Annotated in this window: 19 protein-coding genes; 11 read left to right on the top strand and 8 right to left on the bottom strand. The window is 68.3% G+C overall.

Going from position 1 to position 19,058, the window contains the following annotated elements:
- Positions 1-385 precede the first annotated feature (385 nt).
- Complete coding sequence (locus ACIRRA_RS36725; RefSeq protein ID WP_402777947.1) at positions 386-664, top strand: hypothetical protein; 279 nt, start codon at positions 386-388, stop codon at positions 662-664.
- Positions 665-742: 78 nt separating this feature from the next.
- Here ACIRRA_RS36725 and ACIRRA_RS36720 read toward each other — a convergent pair whose 3' ends face one another.
- From ACIRRA_RS36720 to ACIRRA_RS36710, 3 genes are all read right to left on the bottom strand, one after another.
- On the bottom strand, positions 743-964 hold the full coding sequence (locus ACIRRA_RS36720) for a hypothetical protein (RefSeq protein WP_402777945.1): 222 nt from the start codon (positions 962-964) through the stop codon (positions 743-745).
- 246 nt (positions 965-1,210) lie between these two features.
- Positions 1,211-1,402 carry a hypothetical protein gene (locus ACIRRA_RS36715; protein ID WP_402777942.1) on the bottom strand — a complete coding sequence of 64 codons (192 nt, stop codon included), beginning with the start codon at positions 1,400-1,402 and terminating at the stop codon, positions 1,211-1,213.
- A 127-nt stretch (positions 1,403-1,529) separates the two neighbouring features.
- Positions 1,530-2,450 (bottom strand): esterase/lipase family protein, encoded by a 921-nt coding sequence (locus ACIRRA_RS36710; RefSeq protein ID WP_402777939.1) that lies wholly within the window; start codon positions 2,448-2,450, stop codon positions 1,530-1,532.
- A 132-nt stretch (positions 2,451-2,582) separates the two neighbouring features.
- On the opposite strand from ACIRRA_RS36710, the gene ACIRRA_RS36705 reads away from it, so the two are divergent.
- From ACIRRA_RS36705 to ACIRRA_RS36680, 6 genes are all read left to right on the top strand, one after another.
- Positions 2,583-3,131, top strand: a complete 549-nt coding sequence (locus tag ACIRRA_RS36705; RefSeq protein WP_402777935.1) for a TetR/AcrR family transcriptional regulator — start codon at positions 2,583-2,585, stop codon at positions 3,129-3,131.
- A gap of 456 nt (positions 3,132-3,587) precedes the next feature.
- The gene (locus ACIRRA_RS36700) at positions 3,588-4,982 is read left to right on the top strand and encodes a hypothetical protein (RefSeq protein WP_402777933.1); all 1,395 of its coding nucleotides are present in this window, start codon (positions 3,588-3,590) and stop codon (positions 4,980-4,982) included.
- A 231-nt stretch (positions 4,983-5,213) separates the two neighbouring features.
- Positions 5,214-5,627: a pyridoxamine 5'-phosphate oxidase family protein gene (locus ACIRRA_RS36695; protein ID WP_402777931.1), complete on the top strand. Its 414-nt coding sequence runs from the start codon at positions 5,214-5,216 to the stop codon at positions 5,625-5,627.
- Positions 5,628-5,789: 162 nt separating this feature from the next.
- Positions 5,790-7,193 carry an amino acid permease gene (locus tag ACIRRA_RS36690; protein ID WP_402777928.1) on the top strand — a complete coding sequence of 468 codons (1,404 nt, stop codon included), beginning with the start codon at positions 5,790-5,792 and terminating at the stop codon, positions 7,191-7,193.
- 189 nt (positions 7,194-7,382) lie between these two features.
- Complete coding sequence (locus tag ACIRRA_RS36685) at positions 7,383-8,915, top strand: LCP family protein (protein WP_402777925.1); 1,533 nt, start codon at positions 7,383-7,385, stop codon at positions 8,913-8,915.
- Between the two features lie 71 nt (positions 8,916-8,986).
- Positions 8,987-10,366, top strand: a complete 1,380-nt coding sequence (locus tag ACIRRA_RS36680; RefSeq protein WP_402777922.1) for an FAD-dependent oxidoreductase — start codon at positions 8,987-8,989, stop codon at positions 10,364-10,366.
- Here ACIRRA_RS36680 and ACIRRA_RS36675 read toward each other — a convergent pair whose 3' ends face one another.
- The gene (locus ACIRRA_RS36675; RefSeq protein ID WP_402777919.1) at positions 10,367-11,026 is read right to left on the bottom strand and encodes a TetR/AcrR family transcriptional regulator; all 660 of its coding nucleotides are present in this window, start codon (positions 11,024-11,026) and stop codon (positions 10,367-10,369) included.
- A gap of 66 nt (positions 11,027-11,092) precedes the next feature.
- Here ACIRRA_RS36675 and ACIRRA_RS36670 point away from each other — a divergent pair, with 66 nt between their 5' ends.
- Both ACIRRA_RS36670 and ACIRRA_RS36665 read left to right on the top strand, forming a co-directional pair.
- Positions 11,093-12,133 (top strand): oxygenase MpaB family protein, encoded by a 1,041-nt coding sequence (locus ACIRRA_RS36670; protein WP_402777916.1) that lies wholly within the window; start codon positions 11,093-11,095, stop codon positions 12,131-12,133.
- Between the two features lie 4 nt (positions 12,134-12,137).
- The gene (locus tag ACIRRA_RS36665) at positions 12,138-13,478 is read left to right on the top strand and encodes an oxygenase MpaB family protein (RefSeq protein ID WP_402777913.1); all 1,341 of its coding nucleotides are present in this window, start codon (positions 12,138-12,140) and stop codon (positions 13,476-13,478) included.
- Between the two features lie 4 nt (positions 13,479-13,482).
- Here the strand turns inward: ACIRRA_RS36665 and ACIRRA_RS36660 are convergent, their stop codons facing one another.
- From ACIRRA_RS36660 to ACIRRA_RS36650, 3 genes are all read right to left on the bottom strand, one after another.
- Entirely contained in the window at positions 13,483-13,833 is a 351-nt protein-coding gene (locus ACIRRA_RS36660; protein ID WP_402777910.1) for a hypothetical protein, read from the bottom strand.
- A 407-nt stretch (positions 13,834-14,240) separates the two neighbouring features.
- Positions 14,241-14,882, bottom strand: a complete 642-nt coding sequence (locus tag ACIRRA_RS36655) for a LysE family translocator (RefSeq protein WP_402777908.1) — start codon at positions 14,880-14,882, stop codon at positions 14,241-14,243.
- 237 nt (positions 14,883-15,119) lie between these two features.
- On the bottom strand, positions 15,120-15,893 hold the full coding sequence (locus ACIRRA_RS36650; protein ID WP_402777906.1) for an SDR family oxidoreductase: 774 nt from the start codon (positions 15,891-15,893) through the stop codon (positions 15,120-15,122).
- Positions 15,894-15,952: 59 nt separating this feature from the next.
- Between ACIRRA_RS36650 and ACIRRA_RS36645 the strand changes: the two genes are divergently transcribed.
- Together ACIRRA_RS36645 and ACIRRA_RS36640 are read left to right on the top strand one after the other, a co-directional pair.
- On the top strand, positions 15,953-16,312 hold the full coding sequence (locus ACIRRA_RS36645) for a winged helix-turn-helix transcriptional regulator (RefSeq protein WP_402777903.1): 360 nt from the start codon (positions 15,953-15,955) through the stop codon (positions 16,310-16,312).
- A 7-nt stretch (positions 16,313-16,319) separates the two neighbouring features.
- Positions 16,320-17,024 (top strand): polysaccharide deacetylase family protein, encoded by a 705-nt coding sequence (locus tag ACIRRA_RS36640; protein ID WP_402777900.1) that lies wholly within the window; start codon positions 16,320-16,322, stop codon positions 17,022-17,024.
- 3 nt (positions 17,025-17,027) lie between these two features.
- Here the strand turns inward: ACIRRA_RS36640 and ACIRRA_RS36635 are convergent, their stop codons facing one another.
- Positions 17,028-19,034, bottom strand: a complete 2,007-nt coding sequence (locus ACIRRA_RS36635; RefSeq protein ID WP_402777897.1) for an APC family permease — start codon at positions 19,032-19,034, stop codon at positions 17,028-17,030.
- Positions 19,035-19,058: the final 24 nt, after the last annotated feature.

The following is a 19,058-nucleotide window of genomic DNA, read 5'->3' as shown; positions in this document are numbered from 1 at the left end:
CACGGTCGGCGGCCAGAACATGTTGCGGCGCAGAACGTCCGCTATTGGCCGAATATCGTGCGTCCGGGAGCTGGCCATAAAGACCCGGTGGATGCTGCTCGCAATGGCCCTCGTCTGGGCAGTTGTGCAGTTCCGCGTGCTCGGGGCCGCGTCGTTCTCGGTGCTCGTGGCCTCGCGGGTCGTCCTCGACTTCGCCGAGGGGCCGGCTCTCCCTGTCGCACCCACAGCACCTTCCACATCAGACCGGCGATGCCCATTGCTCCGAACCTTTCATTGCGTTGGGCGACCAGCGGTTTCAGTAGGTTCCGGGCTTGCCGGCCGGGCAAATCGGGCGTCCTCGTCGCGCCTCGCCCGTGGAGGGTGCGGGTGGCGCTACGGTTCCGGCATGATGCTGCTGCAGCCGCCCACGATCGCGTCAGCGCGGGAGAAGGGGATGATCCTCGATGTGGCCGCTCTCGGCCGTCACGATCCCCTCGGTGCCGACATCCCGTACCTGCGCGCCACCGACGGCTGGATGTTTCAGCTGCCCGAGGAGTTGCGGGAGTGGGCCACGGGCGTCATCGGAGGCAACCTGCACAACCTCGAGGCCGGATACCCGTCGGAGTTCCCGCGTCGGATCGAATTCGGGGTGCTCGACGGCCGCGTGTACGCCGAGATGCTGTAGCCCGCACAGGGGCCGAAGACCGGGAGACACGCCCATGTGCCAGGTGACACGATTCTTACCCCTCAGTCCCCCGTGGGTTCAGCCGAACTGAAGGCATTTCACCGCTAACTCACGTTGGTTCGCGTCGTCGGGCGCGGATTCGCGGTGAGTTCGACTGCGATCCACGCCGTTTCGCGGGCGGGCACTACTGGGGCGGTTGCTCACGCTCGTCGACAGCACATCGAGCTCGAAATCGGCGATCTCGTCATCGATCGCCAGAGCCCGGAACTCGCGCAGGTCCCGCACCGCCGACAGCGCCAACCCACGCCTCCTTGATTTCACTCTCCGTGAAGAACTTTCGGTATGGCCGCAGAGTGATCGGCCGTGCAGAGGCTACTTCACCCGGGTGATCAAGTGCATGGAAACGCCAAACAAGCCTGGTCCAGGCACGAAACAGAGAAAGGAAGTCAGTCGCACGGCTCAGGAACTCGTCGACTGTTGATTATCGTGGTGATGGGCCTGTGCACCACATTTGTCGTGCTTCCATGATGAGGCGGCCGATACGGTTCAATGGCAGAACTCCTGCTTCCCAAGCAGTTTCAGACTCCCGATCGCCTCGGCGATGACTGTGATCTGGTCGTCGAGATCGAGAATCCGGTCCTCGATCGCGGCGGTGGTGAGTCCGGCCGCCAGTGCGACCTCGAGCTCGCCGTGCGTGCGTACCCGGGCCGCCCGCAGCGCGGCGAGCGTGCCCTCCATCGTCGTGTCCTTCGCGAATTGCCTAGTGCGAGTGAGAGATTCGCAGTCGGTCATGCGCTGGCCTTCGTTCGTGTGGGTGCGGATGTCGGGGCGGGTATGGGCAGCAGGCGGCTCGAATGGCGGATTGCTATCGACCCAGCGGTCCTGCGAAAGGCAGAACGATCGTGCAGGAGACGGGTGCGGCGTGTGCGGGGTCGAGGGCATTGAGGACCACGCGCACCGTGACCGGATCCGCGGGCAGCTCGTAGTGTTCGGTGTAGTCGGTCGGGCAGAGGTCCTGCAGCACCACGTCGTCGACATTGGGCCCGTCCAGCAGGCCGGTGGTCCAGGGGGTGGCGATCTCGTCGTAGCGCGAGACCACGGTGGTGAACCGGATGTCCGGTGCGAGGGCCGGGTCCGCGTTCAGGTCGACGGCGACCGTCGAGCCGGGCGAGAGCTGGCACGGCCCGCACTGCGCAGCCAGTTCCGCTCCGGGTGCCGTGGATTCGAGCAGCGGCTGCAGGTTCGCGAGGCCGCTGACCGTGGAGCCGTGCAGCGGCGCGGCCAGCGCCACGTAGCGGTCGATCTTCGGGATGGCGCCGAGGTGGTTCAGGGCGTAGAACGGCACCGCGCCGCCCATCGAGTGGCCGACGAGATCGACCTTGTCCGAGCCGGTTTCGGCGCGCACCCGGTCGATGAAGTCGGAGATCTGCCGGGCGCTGGTCTCGACCGGCGTGATGGCGCCCATGACCGGGCCGAGCGCGCCGGTGCCGTAGGTCGTGGTGAACACGCAGTAACCGGCGTTCACGAGGACCGCGGACAGGGTGTTCCAGGTGACGGTGTCATTGGACAGCCCGTGCAGCAGCACCACCGGATTCGGGTGCGCGGCAGCGGGTTTGCAGGACCAGTCGTTCGCGCCGGGTGGGGCCTGCCCGGGCGCGGTGAGCTCGGCGGCCAGTCCGCCGAAGTAGCTGTAGGACGGATCCGGCTCGTCGGCAGCGGCCGGGCGTACGGCGAATGCGGCAGCGAACAGGGCGGCGGCGGTGAGGCAGCGGGTGGCCGATCGCATGGGTACTCCCGGGGATTCGTGCCGGTCGGCCTCGCGATGCCCCCTACGCGCCGCGCATGACCGACCGGTCGGTCATAGGCTAGCCGATGTGTACCCTCGGGGGAAGAGACAGCGCAGGAAAGGATTTCGGCCATGCCCCGACCCGCGGAACCGGGCCGCAACGCCCTGCTCGACGCCGGGGCGGAGGTCGCCGCGCGCACAGGCCTCGCCGGACTGTCGGTCAATGCCGTGGTCCAGGCCGCCGGTATGGCGAAAGGCACCTTCTACCACCACTTTCCGGACCGGCGCAGCTATGTCGTCGCCCTGCACCGCCGGTATCACGACGAGCTGACCGGTCGCGTCCTCGCCGCCGTCGGCGACCTCGCGCCCGGCCGCGAGCGACTGCGCACCGGCCTCGCCGCCTACCTCGACGCCTGCCTGGCCACCCGGGGCACCAAAGCCTTTTTCGCCCAGTCCCGCACCGAGACCGATCTGCTCGACGAGGTGACCGCCCGCAATCAACTGGTCGCCGCGGTGATCGCGCCCGATATCGAGCAGCTGGGCTGGGCGGACCCGCCCGCGGTGGCGCTCCTGGTCATCGCCATGGTGGCCGAGATCGCGCTGGCTGAACTGTATTCCGACGCGGCCCGCCCCGACCTGCGCGCCGCGCTCACCGCATTGATCGAGCACACGCCGGCCTGACCGCGGTCCCGGTCATCGCCCGCAGGCGGCGAGTCCGGCCCAGACGAGCATGCAGAGGTGGGCCGATCGGCGAATGAGGCCACTGCCCTACGGCGCGAAAGTCCCTGTGCCCGAGTGGAATAAGCAGCGATGGGCGGTATCGGACGTACGAAGCTCCCTCCTGGCCGTCCGTTCCGCGGCCCATGTGTCCGGTCGGCATACCCTGATCAGGAAGCTGTACGGATCGTTGTTCAGGGACGGCTCCGACGAAACCGTCGACGCTGTGATCGCCCCGTACGACTGGTCCGCATATCACTTCCCGAACTCGGAGAATTCGCACAGCAGATGCGGCGAATGCAAGTCATATCAATTCCTGTGAACGAGGGATGGATGGGACACCTGATCGACCGTATGCGCTGACGTGATGCCGGGGCGATCGCTACCATCGCGGGAGGGCACGATATCGCCACTGCCATCGTGCGCGGGATCGACCAGCGCGGGACCGAGGCGGAAATTCTCATGGAGGCCGCTGAATCCGATCGCCCACCGGGCGAGAGCGAACGCGAGGAGCTCGAGCGATTGCGCCGGGAACTCGCGGCGCATCGTGGTGTGCCCGGCACCGGCGACCGGCCCGGTGGGCGGGCCGGGCGCGAACACCGCGGTGCACTGCGCTGGACGGCCATGGTCGTGCTGCTGGCCCTCGTCGCCGTCCTGGCAGTCGGCTCGGTTCTCGCGCGATTCGCCCACGGTGAAGTGCTCGACACCGGCCGCTACCTCCGGATCGTCACGCCGCTGGGGACCGATCCGGCACTGCAGAGCGAGCTGGTCGACCGGATCACCGATGCGATCATGGATCGCGTCGACGTCGAGGCCCTCACAGCCCAGGCGCTGACCGCGATCACCGAGAACGACCCGCGGGTGCCCGCCGCGGTTGTCGGGTTGGCCCCGCTGGTCGGGAAGCAGGCGCGAGACTTCGTGCGGGACACGGCGACGTCCGTCCTCGCGTCGAACGAGTTCGAAGCCCTGTGGATTCAGGCGAACCGGCAGACGCACAAGGGCGTTGTCGCTGTCCTCACCGGCGACACCCATCCGGCAGTGGGGATGAGCGAGGACGGCACCGTGAGTGTGTCGCTCGGGCCGATCATCGACCGGGTACGGACCGTGCTGACCGAACAAGGTTTCACCTTCGTCGAGAAGGTGCCGGCCATCGACCGGTCATTGGTGGTGTTCCGCTCGCCGGAACTGGTCAAGGCACGGTGGTGGGTGTCGTTCCTGGACCGGACCGACCGGGTACTGCCGTGGATCACCGTGCTCCTGGCGGCCTGCGCCGTCTGGGTCGCGCCGAAAGGCGCCCGCCGGCAAGCGATTTCCTGGATGGGTGTGGCGCTGGCCCTGGCCATGGCGGCACTGGCGGTAGCCATCGGCATCGCGCGATCGGCGTACCTGCACGCGGTGCCCGCCGAGGTGATGACCCCGCAAGCGGCCGCGACGGTGATCGATGCCTTTCTCGTGCCACTGCGGACCGCCGTGCGCGCGGTGTTCACGGTCGCCGTGGTGATCGCGCTCGCCGGGTTCCTGAGCGGGCCCTCGAGATCCGCGGTCGCGGTGCGAGACGGCTACAACCGGGCCCTCGCCGCGGTGCGGTCACGGCGAAGCGGCCGAGAACCGCAGGCGATCGAATCCGCCATGGGCCGGTTTCGCGGCCCGCTCCGAGGCGGCATCATCGCCGTCGCGGTGATCGTCCTCGCCTTCTGGCGATATCCGACAGGGCTGGTCCTCATCGGGACAGTGCTCGTCACCGTCACCGCTCTGCTCGCCGTGGAACTGGTGGCCGGACCGAGGACCGTTCGACGCGACCGAGCTCCGCGCTGATCTCACGCGCCGGTCGCCGGGGCCCGGTGGGCGGATAACGCCCGGCAGCCGTGTCGTCCGATGCGACGGCCTCGACGATCGCGTGTGCACCAGCAAGACCGGTGCCGCCGCGCCGACACGGTGCCGGCGGTTCGCTGGCGCGGTGCCATCTCAGCGCCGATGCTGGGAGTGAACCATGAGATGCGGCAAGGCAATTGGCGTAATCGCAAGCGATCGACCACAATCGAAGGAATGGGTGGCGTTGGGGCACGAAAGCTGCGCGAGCTCTCGGCTGCAGAGTCACTGAAAAGGCTGGCCGGCGCGCAATACGGGCGAATTGTGTACTCGCGCCGGGGACTTCCGATCATCCGGCCGGTCAATCACATCGTCGAAGAGGATGTCGTGGTGGTGCGGGCGCATCTGGGCGCCAGCCTGCTGCGGGGTGACGGCCAGGTGGTGGCGTACGAGGCCGACTCGTTCGACGAGCACACCCGGCAGGGCTGGAGCGTGATCGTCACCGGCGTTGCACGGGTGATCATGGATCCCGAACAGGTACAGCGCTACGAGACGCTGCTCGATCCCTGGATCAACCTGCCGATGGATCACGTCATCCGCATCGAGGCCGAGGTTGTCACCGGCCTCGAGCTGATCGACGAGGGCAGCTGACCGCACGCCACATGCGGTGGCGACTGTGACCCCGCATACCACTCCGGTAGCGTGGCACGCCGTTGGACCGAGCCCGGCAAACCGCCGGCAGGCTCGGCGCGGCCGGTGGCTCCCGATCACGAACGGCGGGTTCCGGGCGCACGCACGCGAGAGGAACCGCATTTGACAGCCTCGGAAAGGCAGCTACCGGACACCGGTACCGCACCCACGGACGACGAGGGATATTCCCGCGGCCTGTCGCCGCGCACCATTCAGATGATCGCCATCGGCGGTGCGATCGGCACCGGCCTGTTCTACGGCGCGGGCGGTGCGATCGAGAAGGCCGGCCCGGCGCTCATTCTCTGCTATCTGGCCGCCGGCCTGGCCATCTTCGTGATCATGCGAGCCCTGGGCGAACTGCTCACCTACCGGCCCGTCACCGGCAGCTTCGCCGAATACGCCAATGAGTTCCTGGGCCGCTTCGCGGGCTTCGCCACCGGCTGGACCTACTGGGCGGTCTGGGTGGCCACCTGCATGGCCGAGATCACCGTGGCCGGCAAGTACGTGCAGTACTGGTTCGACATCCCGCAGTGGGTGACCGCGCTGGTGGTGCTGGGCATCATGTTCATCGCCAACCTGGTGTCGGTGCGGCTGTTCGGCGAGGGCGAATTCTGGTTCTCCGCCATCAAGGTGACCGCCATCGTGGCCATGATCGTGATCGGCGTCGGCGTGCTGATCTTCCACTTCGGCCACGCCACCAACCCGACCGTCACCAACCTGTGGAACGACGGCGGCGTGTTCCCCAACGGTTTCGGGCAGGCGCTGCTGGCCCTGCAGATCGTGGTATTCGCCTACGTCGGTGTGGAATTGGTGGGCGTCACCGCGGGTGAGGCGCGCGAGCCCAAGCGCACGCTGCGCAAGGCGATCAACAGCCTGCCGCTGCGCATCGGCCTGTTCTACGTCGGCGCGCTCGTGGTCATCATGTCGGTGTCGAGCTGGCGCACCTTCCACGCGGGCCGCAGCCCGTTCGTGGAGATCTTCGAGCAGATCGGTATTCCGGGCGCGGCCGGCATCATCAATTTCGTGCTGCTGACCGCGGCGCTGTCGTCCTGCAACTCCGGCGTCTACTCCACCGGCCGCATGCTGCGCAGCCTCTCGCAGCGCGAGGAGGCCCCGGCCGCCCTGGGCTCGCTGAGCGGGCGATCGGTGCCCGCGGCCGGTATCGCGGTGTCGGCGGCGGTCATGGTGATCGGCGTGGCGGTGAACTACTTCTCGCCGGACAAGGCCTTCGGCTACATCACCTCGGTGTCCACCATGGGCATCATCTTCGTGTGGGGCGTGATCCTGGTCTGTCACCTGCTCTACCGCCTCCGCGTCAAGCAGGGCGTGCTGCCGGGCAGCGACTACCGCCTGCCGGGCGCACCCGTCACCACGGTGCTCGCCCTGGCCTTCCTGGCCCTGGTCGTCGTCCTGTTGTTCTTCACCGAGGACGGCCGCAGCGCCCTTGTGGTCGGCCTGGTCTGGGGTGTCCTGGTCTGCGTGGGCTACCCCCTGCTCTCCCGCAAGCACTCGGGCAGCGCCGTATAACGGCTAGTCTCGGTGGGCATGACGCATGCTCGAGATCGTCGGGGGAGGCAATCGGCTGCGTACGACCCCGCCACGGTGCCGCTACGCCCGACGAGACCCAGCCGGTCCAGACCCCGCCCGCCCGCCGCCCGCAGCCCTCGTGAACGCCCCGAGCGAACACGCCGGGCGCTGGCGGCCGGGCGGGTGGCAATGGCCCTGCTGGCAGTCGCGGCGCTGACCGCCACCGGCGCGGCCTGGCGCAGATACCATCAGGAATTGAGCGGGCTGACCATCTCCGGTGTCACTCCGGACGGCCCCAAATCCACCGGCAAGACCCAGAACATCCTCGTCATGGGCCTGGACAGCCGCCTCGACGAGCACGGCAATCCACTGCCCCAGGACATGTACGACGCGCTCCACGCGGGGGACGACAGCGAGGGCGGCTTCAATGCGAATGTGCTGATCCTGGTGCACATTCCGGGCGACGGCTCCAAATCCACCGCCATCTCCATTCCCCGCGACGACTACGTCACCCTCGATCCCGCGTCCTGCGCCACCTCCCCGTGCAAGGGAAAGATCAAGCAGGCGTACGGATTCGCCTACGCCCGGGCCAAGGACAAGCTCACCGCTGCCGGGGTCAAGGATCCGCTGGAACTCGATCAGCGCTCCCGCGACGCCGGCCGCCTCGCCGAGAGCAATACGGTCGGCAAGTTCCTGGGCAATGTGCCCGTCGACCATTTCGTCGAGATCACCCTCGCCGCCTTCTTCCAGATCGCCGAGGCCGAACAGCCGATCACGGTGTGCCTCAACGAGGACACCTCCGACAGCTACTCGGGCGCCAATTTCAAGAAGGGCAAGCAGCAGATCGACGCCGCGCAGGCCATGGCCTTCGTGCGCCAGCGCCGCGACCCGGATCAGCCGCTGTTCACCGACCTGGACCGCACCCGCCGCCAGCAGGCCTTCATCGTGTCCCTCGCCCGGCAGCTGCAGGACGGCGGCACCCTCAGCAGTCCCACCAAGCTGCGCGCGCTGCTCGATATCGCCAAGCAGAACACCGCCATCGACAGCGGCCTGGACCCACTGTCGTTCGCGCAGCGCGCATCCGCGCTGCTCGACGACGGGCTGTCGCTGTACACGCTGCCGGTCAAGGACTTCGGCACCGACGACGCGGGAGAGTCGATCAATATCGTCGACCCGGACGAGATCAAGGGCATCGTGCGAAACCTGTTGTCCCCGGGCGATTCCGGCACCACCACGACCACCACGCCCGCACCCACCACCACGGCCATCCGGGACGCCACCGGGATCGTGCTGAACGTCGTGAACAGCTCCGGCGAGAACGGCCTGGCCGCCAAGGTCGAACAGGCCCTGGCCACCCAGGGATTCACGCAGGGCGCCGCGACCACCGGCGCGGCCAGCGACACCACCACGCTCACCTACGGGGCGGGCGCCGAATCCGCCGCCACCGCCCTCGCGGCCCAACTCGGGCTCACCGCCACCGGATCGGCGGCCGTGGAAGCCCAGGCCGTCCAGCTCACCCTCGGCACCGACGCCCGCAGCGGACCTCTCGCGAATGTACCGATCGACCAGGCCGATCCGGCCACCTCGGCCACCCGCACCAGGACCCCGGCCACCTCCACCACCCCGCCCGCCCCGGTCTCGGCCACCGCACCCGGCGCCAACGCGCCCGAGGCCACCGATCTGTCGCAGATGGATACCGGCGGCATTCCCTGTGTGAGGTAACCGAATTCGCGCATGCCCCGGGCACGGCGGGCGTAGCTTTCTTGATGCAGGCTATGGTTCGAGGGGCGAACATGAACGATCCGCGGCGCTACGTGGTCATCGGCGGGGGACTGGCGGGATTGGCGTCGGCGGTCTGGCTGGCCGAGGCCGGAAAGCAGGTCACGCTCCTGGAACGGCGCGGACGCCTCGGCGGGCGTACCCACGCGCTGGAGGTCGCGCCGCTGCGCGATATCCCCGACAACGGCCAGCACGTGATCGCCAGCGGCTACGAACATCTGTTCCGGTACCTGACCAGTGTCGGCACCCGCCAGTACGTGACCTTCCCGCAGCAGGGTGTCCTGCGCTGGCCCGGCGGGCGCACCGCGATCATGGGCACCACCGGTTTTCCCGCGCTGCGTGCCCTGTTCGGCGCGCATCCCGACGCGAGCACCGGCGACCGGCTGCGCGCAGCCACGGCCACCCTCCGGATGGGGTGGCAGTGCCTGCGTCAGCCCGGTGATCTGGCCGACCTCACCACCGATCAGTGGTTCCGGCGGCTCGGCATGCCCGCCACCGCGCGTGAGGCGCTGTGGGACTGGCTGGCGCTGGGCATCGCCGCCGAACCGGTGCGGCAGGAGTCGGCCAAGGTGTTCGCCGACGTGCTGGCCACCGGAATCCGGTTGGGCGTCAGGCATTTGCGGCCCGTCAGCATCGGCTATCCCACCACCGACCTCGACACCCTGTTCGTCTCCGGCGCGCAGCGGGTGTTCGACCGGCACGGGGTGCAGGTGAGACACCGGGCGGTGGCCCGGCGCATTCGCATCGAGGACGGCGCGGTGACCGGTGTGGTGCTGGCCGGCGGCGAGGTGCAGCCCGCCGACGCCGTGGTGTGCGCGGTGCCCAACTCCTACATCGGCGGCCTGCTCGACGAACTACCCGAGCACGACCGGATCTATTCGGCCGCCGACAAACTCGGCTACACCCCGATCGTCAGCACCAACCTGTACCTGGACCGCCCACTCGGCACCAAGGCCGCCATGGAGGCGCTCATCGGCGGCGCGGGCATCGTCGACGAGGTCTTCGATCGGCAGCGCATGCACGGGCGCGGCACCCTCGACGGCTGGCTGTACTGCCTGACCACCAGCGGCGCCTACGAGCAGATCCACAAGCCGCACCACGAGGTGGTGGACGAACAGATGGCGCTGCTGCGGCGCTACTATCCCGACGCCGCGGACGCGAAAGTGGTGCACGCGCAGGTGGTTCCGATGCCGCGGGCCACGTTCTCGCAGGTGGTCGGCACCGATGGGCTGCGGCCGGGGCAGCGCACCTCGGTGCCCACGCTGGTGCTGGCGGGGGATTGGACCCGAACCGACTGGTCGTCCACGATGGAGAGTGCCGCCCAGAGCGCGGCGAAGGCCGTGGATCTGCTGCTGGCCCTGCCCGCCGCCCGCCACGTCGACCAAACGGTTTGATTACTCGCGTTCTGCTCGCACCGGCGGCTCCCGGAAGAAGTTCAGGATCAGCCGCGTGATGTCGGCCAGGAACCGTTCACGGGGAATGGGTGGAGCGTCGAGCAGGTAGCGGATGGTGAGATGCTCGACCGTGCGCACCAGCATCCAGGCCGCGGCATCGGCGTCCACCACGACCGGAATCGGATACGGACGCATGGACAGCGCCACCCGGGCCAGCTCGCCGATCTGCTGCTCGAACGCCACCACCGGCCCGTCGGCACCAAGCCGCGGCGTCTGCTCGACCACTGCGCGCAGCAGCTCACGGTCATTGCCCAGGGCGTCCATCAGATACGAAATGGTTTCCGGCACCGACACTTCCGGTGGTCTGCCGATATTCGACAGCACCCGCGCCCGGGCCCGCTCTGCCACGTCGCGGGTGTAGCGTTCGATCACCGCAGCCACCACCGCGTCCTTGTTCGGGAAGTACTGATACAGCGAGCCCGGGCTGATATTCGCCGCCGCGGCAATCCGATTGGTGGAGGCGCCGTCGTAGCCGTGCGTGATCAGCACCTGCTGCCCGGCGTCGACGATGCGCGCCACCATGGCGCGTGAGCGCTCCTGCTGCGGGGTGCGGCGCGGCGGTGGCGCGGGCGTTTTCGGGGTGCGGCGCTTCGATGTCATGGCGTTTCGGGCGAGATTCGGAATGCGAATTGAATGCGAGTAAATAGTCGTGTCAGCGTGGGAAACATGGTGTCACACAGTGCGGTGTCGGACCAGGGCAAGGAACCGGCGCACCCTCTCCGACGCGATCCGTTGCCGCTCGGGCCGGAAACACTGACCTGGAAGATCTTCGGGTCCCTGTACTTTCTGCCCAGCGCCCTGTTCGTCGGCATGGTGCAGAACATGCATCCGGGGCTCGGGGCCGGCGTGGAATTCCACTCCGAGATCCACGACGAGTTCTATCAGCGGATCCTGCGCTCGCTGTACCCGATCTACGGGGTGGTGTTCGACGGCGCCCGCGCCCGCGACACCGCCCGCGAGATCGTTGGATACCACCGCGACATCAAGGGCGTCGACGCGCGCGGGCGCCGGTATCACGCCCTGGATCCCGGCACCTTCTACTGGGCGCACGCGGTGTTCTTCGTCCAGAACCTGCGCGCCGCAGACCTGTTCATGGGCGGGCTGAACGAGGCCGAGCGCGAACAACTCTGGCGCGAGCACTACCGCTGGTACGAGCTGTACGGCATGAGCATGCGGGTGGTGCCGCCGAGCTGGCCCGCCTTCCAACGCTATTGGCGCGACATGTGCCGCGACACCCTGGAACCGACCAAGGCGGCCCGGGATGTCTTCCATCTCGTGGACACCGTGCCGGTGCCGCCGTTCCCGCTGGTGCGACAGCTACCGAAACCACTGTGGGAGCACCTGATCCGCCCGGCCGGCGGACAGTTCTACCGGTTCGTCACCATCGGCCTGTGCGATCCGGAGATCCGCCGCACCATGGGGTTCACCTGGACCGCCCGTGACCAGCGCCGCTTCGACCGGATGTGCCGGACGCTGTCGGCCATGAACCGGGTGACACCCGACTCGGTCAAATACTTCTTCCCCCGCATCCACGCCGCCCGCCGCCGCGTGGCCGGGAAACGTCCCGCGTGGCTGCCGCCGCCCGAAGCACCCGAAATGCTGTGGCCCGCAGCCGAACACCGCGGCGACCCCAAGCACTACTGCCCGGTCCGCGCTGACCGCGGTGCCGACTCGATCACCAGATTCCGCCAGCTGACAGGGTTTTGACGCCATGACCGAGGGTCTCGAAGCGACACGGTCGCATCCCTACGATTACTACTACCGCCCGGGCCTGCCGCTGCGCCCGCCACCGCCGCGCGCCGTGCCCTCGAAGCTGTGGTTCGAACCGCGAAAGGCCATGCTGGGTCCGTGGATCGACGTGCGGCCCGAGCCCGTCGACACACCGCGCGCCCGGATGATGGCCGACCACCTGTGGCAGGGCGACGAACCCATGGACGCGCTGGTGGCGGCCTTCCGGCGGCTCGGCTCCGCGGGCGGTCGGCGCATGCTCAACCAGGCGCTTGCCCACGGCATCGACAGCATCGAGGATCCACTGCCGGAACTCGTGAATCTGTTCGCGCTGCTGGACAATCCACCGGACTGGTACGACCCCGACCTGTGGGAGTACGGCCGCCGGCTCTGGATCAATGTGTCGCTCGCCGGGAAGATGGCGATGGGTGTGCAGGACTTCATGGGTACCTTCGTGGGGGCGGAGGTCGCCTCCGCGGTCGGGCAGACGGGTCGTTTCGTCCGGGATCCCTACCGCCGCAATCTCGAATCCTCGGTCTGGTTCCGCAGCGTCACCGCACCGCGAGCGCTGGAGCGCCGCAACCCGATCTTCCACGACACCGTCCGAGTCCGGCTCATGCACGCCCATGTCCGTGCGATGCTCCGGCGAACCTGGGGCGATGAGCATTTCGCCGAGCACGGCAATCCCATCTCCACCGCCACCACCATGGGCGCGGCCGTCACCTTCGGTCTGTCACCGATGTGCTTCGACCACGTGCACGGCCGCCGCTGCACCACCCGCCAACTCGACGCGGTCATGCACTACTGGGCTTACATCGCATACGTTTTCGGCGTCCCCGACGAACTCATTCCCCGCCGCGCCGCCGAAGGCATGGAGCAGGCCGACTATATGGTCGCGACCGCCGGAGTGGCCCCGCGGTGGACGGCCACCATGGTGGGCGCGGCCACCCGTCGCTTCACCACGGCCACACTGACCGGTCGCCTCCAAATAACCGCTACCGCACCGCTTCTGGGTGCGCTGGCCTACTACAGCAGCGAACCCCTGGTCCGCACTTTGCTGGCGGATACACCCCTGGAGTCGGTACCCCTGCGCCCGTTCTCACAGCTGGTGGGCCTGGCCGCCACCACCGGGGTCCGTCTGCGCGCCCTCGACGACCACCTCCCCGGCGCCCGCGCCCGCATGGCCCGCCGCGCCCGCTGCATCGACCCCATGTGGGACCGCAACACCCGGGTGGCCCGCTACCTCGCCGCCCGCGTCGGTATCCGCGGCACGCCCTTCGACCACCACGACACCTCCGCCGAAGCCACCCACTGCCCGATCTGATCCGCTAACCCTGCGTCCCGGCAATGCTCAGGTACACGACCATGATCGTGAACAGAAACCACGCCGCCCCCTGCCAGATCGGCCACGCCCGCTCCGCCCGCCACGCCCGGAACGCGATCACCAGCGCCCCGATCCCCCCGAACAACAGAACCCCACCCGGCACCAGCCCCACCACAACCCGGGAGGTGCTATCACACAGGCTCGACCCCGCATTCAGGCACGCAGGCCGTGCCGCCGCCCAAACCAGCACGACGACCGCAACAACCGCGGTCCCGCCGAGCACGGCCAGCACATAGGTGGTCGCATGCCGCAACATCGACGGATCATTCCACCGCTTCTCCACGTCGTTCACCATGACCACACCACCTCCGCTCAGTGCCCGATCCGCACCCGCCGGTACCACCATGGTCGTCCTGCACGCCACCTCCTGCCACGCCGAACACCACCGCGTCGTACCCCCTGGCCTCCACCGGATGCCGCACTTACGCGCGCAAGCCTCATCGAATGCCGCGCACCCCCACTTCCCGACCACTCGTTTCGACACGCCCTCGAACAAGACCGAACAGAGAGTGCGGCGCTCCGTTCGGCGGGCACTGTATGACGGCCCGAGACGCATCCACGAGCACGGCGGCCGGGATGCGTTCGATGCGGAGGAATTCGTATCGGTGCAGCCCGATTCCACCGCCTGCTGCGGCGGTCCGCTTCGTGGCGCCACGAGGTCGTGTCCGAAGCGCCGGCGTCGAAGAGGTGCGGAGTCCGTGTTCAGCGGGCGTCGGCGGCGAGGCCCAGGCCCAGGCCGACGAGGATGGCGGCGAGGGTGCGCTCGATGCGGCGGCGGATTCCGGTGCGGCGCAGCCAGGCTCCGGCGCGGTCGGCGGCGAGGACGACGCCGATGCACCAGGTGGTGTCGATGGCGAGCTGGATGACGGCCAGGATCAGGACCGTGGGGAGGACCGGGCCGCTCGAAGGTAGGAATTGGGGGAGGATCGTCAGGCCGAAGACCGCGGCCTTCGGGTTGGCGGCGATGGAGATCAGCGATGCCCGGAAGGCGGAGGCCGGGGTGCGGCCGCCCGGCAGGGCCGAGGTCAACGCGGCGCCGAAGGCGTCGTCGCCCCGCGATCCGCGCCAGGCCTGGATGCCGAGCCACACCAGCACGACCGCCCCCAGCAGGTGAATGCCCACATTCAGCACCCGGTTGGCCACCAGCAGCGCCGACAGTCCCGCGCCGCCCGCCAGCGTCCAGCCGAAGATGCCGATCTCATTGCCCGCCACCGCCGCCAGCCCGGCGGCCCGGCCGTCCCGGACCGACCGCTGCAGAAACAGCGCGGTGGCTGGACCCGGCAGTGCGGCCAGAATCAAACAGGCGAGTGTGAAGGTAGGAAGTACCTCGATCCAATGCGGCATCGGTCGATGCTGTCACCGCCGCGTCGGCCCGGCCAGCGGATTGTGCTGTGCGAGTCGACTTCGCACCCCCATTCGGCGAGTCTCGCCACGACACGCAATCATTCGGCCAGCCGGAACCCGACCCTCGCCTGTCGCCGGCCATGCTCCAGCGCCTGCCACCTCGTCCCTCCGAACATGCCGGCCTGCTGCGCCGCCTCGGGCGCGGGCGGATCGCCGCGCCGAGGCACAGCCGAAGAGTCAGCCTTCCGAGGTCGCCTGTGCGCTGACCGCCTCGGACAGGTAGTCCCGGCCGCCGACGTACACCGTGTGGCCGGGTGGGGTTTCGAGGATGGTGGCGTCGGCGACGGCGGTGGCGAAGTCCTCGACGGTCGGCAGGTCGCCCTGGTCGCGCCGTGCGGTGACGGCATCGGGGTCCCGGCGTTCGAGCAGGCGCACGATGATGGTGCCGTCGATCATGTCGCCGGATACCACGGTGAAACCGACACCGCGGCTGGTGAATTCGCCGGTCATGGCGCGCAGGGCGTCCTCGCCGGCGCGCTTGCTCGCGGCGATGGGCTCGTAGCCGGGCGGGACCTCGTGGGTGGGGGAGAAGTGGGCCTGGTGGCTGGTGACGAAGACGATGCGACCGCCCGCGGGGAGATGCGGCAGCGCGAGCCGGGTCAGGCGAGTCTGGGCGTCGCGGTTGAGGAGCATGGCGTAGCCGGGGGCGGCGTCGCGTTCCAATCCGCCGGAGGCGTTGAGCACCAGCACATCCAACCGGCCGAACTCGGCGACCACCCCGTCGATGAGGGCCCGCGCGCTGTCCGGGTCGGCGATATCCGCTCCCGCCACCGACGCGCTGCCGCCCGCGGCGGCAATCTCGGCGGCCAGGGTCTCCGCGCGTTTGCGCTTCTCCCGGTAGTTGATGACCACGTGGTCGCCGCGGGCGGCCAGCACCCGCGCGGTTTCCGCGCCGATGCCGCGGGAGGCTCCGGTGATCAGGACGATGCGCTGGGTATCCGTTGTCGCCATCAGCGACCTCCATCCACTGTATTGCTTCTAATCCAGAAGCATTAGATTGATACTTCGAAATGAGAAGCGCAAGTCAGCCACCCCCCGCCAACAGCCGCGCCGACGCCTCGGCCACCCCGCTGCTGGCCGTCATGGACCTGCTCGGCCAGCGCTGGATGTTGCGTGTGATCTGGGAACTCGAGCCCGGTGCGCTCGGCTTCCTGGAACTGCGCCGGCGCATGGGCAATTGCTCGTCGAGCATGCTGTCGGTGCGACTGCAGCGGCTGGTGGAAGCCGGTGTGGTGGACAAGAAGCCGGACAAGTCCTACGAATTGACCACTGCCGGAGTGGAATTGGGCGATGCCCTGGAACGGGTTTGGCGGTGGTCGGAGCGCTGGGCGGGTAGCCTCGAGCGCGCGGGGGGCGAGAACGAGGCTTAGGAACGGGATGAAACGCAGGCTGCTCATCGGCGGCGCGCTCACGCTGGTGGTGCTGGCCCTGATCTCCGTCGGGCTGTACACCCTGATGAACTCGCGCACCTACCAGGTGGCCGGCCGCATCGTGTCGCGCGTCGACACCACCGCCAAGATCGTCGCCCTCACCCTCGACGACGGCCCCGGCGAGCGCACCCCCGAGATCCTGAAAACCCTTGCCGACGCGGGTATTCCGGCCACCTTCTACCTCATCGGCGGCGAACTGGCCGCCCGTCCCGACCAGGGCCGGGCCATCGCGGCCTCCGGCAATGAGATCGGCAATCACACCTACCACCATCAGCGCATGATCTTCGTGACCCCCGGCTTCGTGCGCGACGAGGTGGAGCGCACCGACGCCGAGATCGCGAAAACCGGCTACCGGGGCCCGATCACGTTCCGGCCGCCCAATGGCAAGAAGCTCTTCGCCCTGCCCTGGTACCTGTCCCGCCACGATCGCACCACGGTCACCTGGGACGTCGAGCCCGACTCCGGCAAGGCGCCGACCACCGACCAGATCGTGGCGGAGACCCTGTCGAAGGTGCGCCCGGGCTCGATCATCCTGCTGCACGCCATGTATGCGACCGGCGCGCCCTCGCTCGCCGCCATTCCCCGCATCGCCCGGGCGCTGAAGGATCAGGGCTACCGCTTCGTCACGGTCTCCCAGCTGCTCGCGCGTTAGCGCTCAGGCCGCGTCGCCGGATCCGGTGATACCGCGCCGGATCTCACCGGGCGTGTGCTCCTCCCGCGGCATGGCCCGGGCGCGCGAGGATCGCAGCTGCCAGGGCACACTGGTCACCATCACGCCGGGCTCGAACAGCAATCGCGCCTTGAGCCGCAGCGAACTCTGGTTGTGCAGCAGGTTCTCCCACCAGCGCCCCACGACGTACTCGGGGATGAACACGCTCACCACATCGCGCGGCCGCGACTTCCGCTGGCGTTTGATCTCTTCCAGTACCGGCCGGGTGATTTCGCGGTACGGCGATTCGATGACCTTCAGTGGAATCCCGACCTGGTGGGACTCCCAGTCCCGGGCGAGGTCGCGGGTATCGGCGTCGTCCACGTTCACGGTCACCGCGGTCAAGGTGTCGGGCCTGGTGGCGCGTGCGAACTGGACGGCGCGCTGGGTCGCCTTGTGCCAGCCCGACACCAGCACCAGTGCGTGCACCCGCCCCGGCAGCGTCTCCAGATCGTCCCGGTCGATCTCCAGTTCGGCCCGCACCGACGAGTAGTGCCGGTGGATCAGCCACATGATCGCCACCAGCACCGGCATGGCGATGACCACCAGGTACGCGCCATGGGTGAATTTGGTGATCATGACGACCACCAGCACCACCCCGGTGAAGCAGGCGCCGAAGGCATTGATGAAGCGCGCCCGGTGGATTCGCAGGCGTTCGCCCCGGCCCTCGACGGTGTTCAGCTCCTTGTTCCAATGCCTGACCATGCCCGTCTGGCACAGGGTGAAGGAGGTGAACACACCCATGATGTAGAGCTGGATGAGCCGCGTGGTCGACCCGTCGAAGGCGTAGATCAGTCCGCCGGCCACCACCGCCAGCAGAATGATGCCGTTGGAGAAGGCGAGCCGGTCGCCGCGGGTGTGCAGCTGCCTCGGCATGTAGCGCCGCTGCGCCAGAATCGAATTCAGCAGCGGGAAGCCGTTGTAGGCGGTGTTGGCGGCCAGGATCAGGATCAGCGCCGTGGTCACCATCAGGTAGTAGAAGGCGATGCTGTGCCCGCCGAACACCGCCGCCGAGATCTGTGCGATGACGGTCTTCTGCGCGTCGGTCCGGCAGTCGCCCTCGAATCCGATGAGATCGCAGGCATTTTCGACCACCCGGGTCTTGGTGATCATGGCCAGCGCCGTGACGCCCGAGAACATGACGATGGCGATGACGCCCATGGCGGTCATGGTGCGGGCGGCATTGAGCGCCTTGGGCTTCCGGAACGCGGGCACCCCGTTCGAGATGGCCTCGGCGCCGGTCAGCGCGGTACATCCGGAGGAGAACGCCCGCAACAGCAGGAACGCCACCCCCGCGGTCGAGAGGCCGACCTGCTCGGCGTGAATCTGATAGTGCGCGCTCTCCGCCACCGGCGTGTGCCCGAGCAGTGTCTGGCCCAGCCCCACCGCGATGAGCGCGAACACGCCGAGAATGAATCCGTAGGTGGGAATCGCGAAGGCCCGCCCGGATTCCCGGACGCCACGCAGATTCATCGCGGTCAGGAAAACGATGAATGCGAGATTGACGGCCACCCGGTACGGATTCAGATCCGGAATGGCGGAAATGATGTTGTCCACTCCGGCGGCCACCGATACCGCGACGGTCATGACATAGTCGACCAGCAGCGCCGCCGCCACGACCAGGCCGGGCAGTGCCCCCAGGTTCTCGGCCACCACCTCGTAGGAGCCGCCGCCGGACGGATACGCCTGCACCACCTGCCGATACGACAGCGCGACCACCGCCAGCAGCACCACCACGCCCGCGGCCACCACCGGGGTCAGATGGAGGTAGGCCAGCCCGCCCAGGGTCAGAATGAGCAGGATCTCCTGCGTGGCGTAAGCGACCGACGACAGCGGGTCACTGGCGAAAATGGGCAACGCGAGCCGCTTGGGCAGCAGGGTCTCCCCGAGCCGATCGCTGCGAAACGGGCGTCCGAGCACGAGTCGTTTGGCTACGTCGATCGGTGAAACCACGCTCGGAGCGTAGGGCGGAAAACT

This window comes from Nocardia sp. NPDC101769, assembly GCF_044766925.1.
GTDB lineage: Bacteria > Actinomycetota > Actinomycetes > Mycobacteriales > Mycobacteriaceae > Nocardia.
The sequence above is the reverse complement of the archived record's forward strand: the minus strand, read 5'-3'. Positions and strand labels throughout refer to the sequence as shown.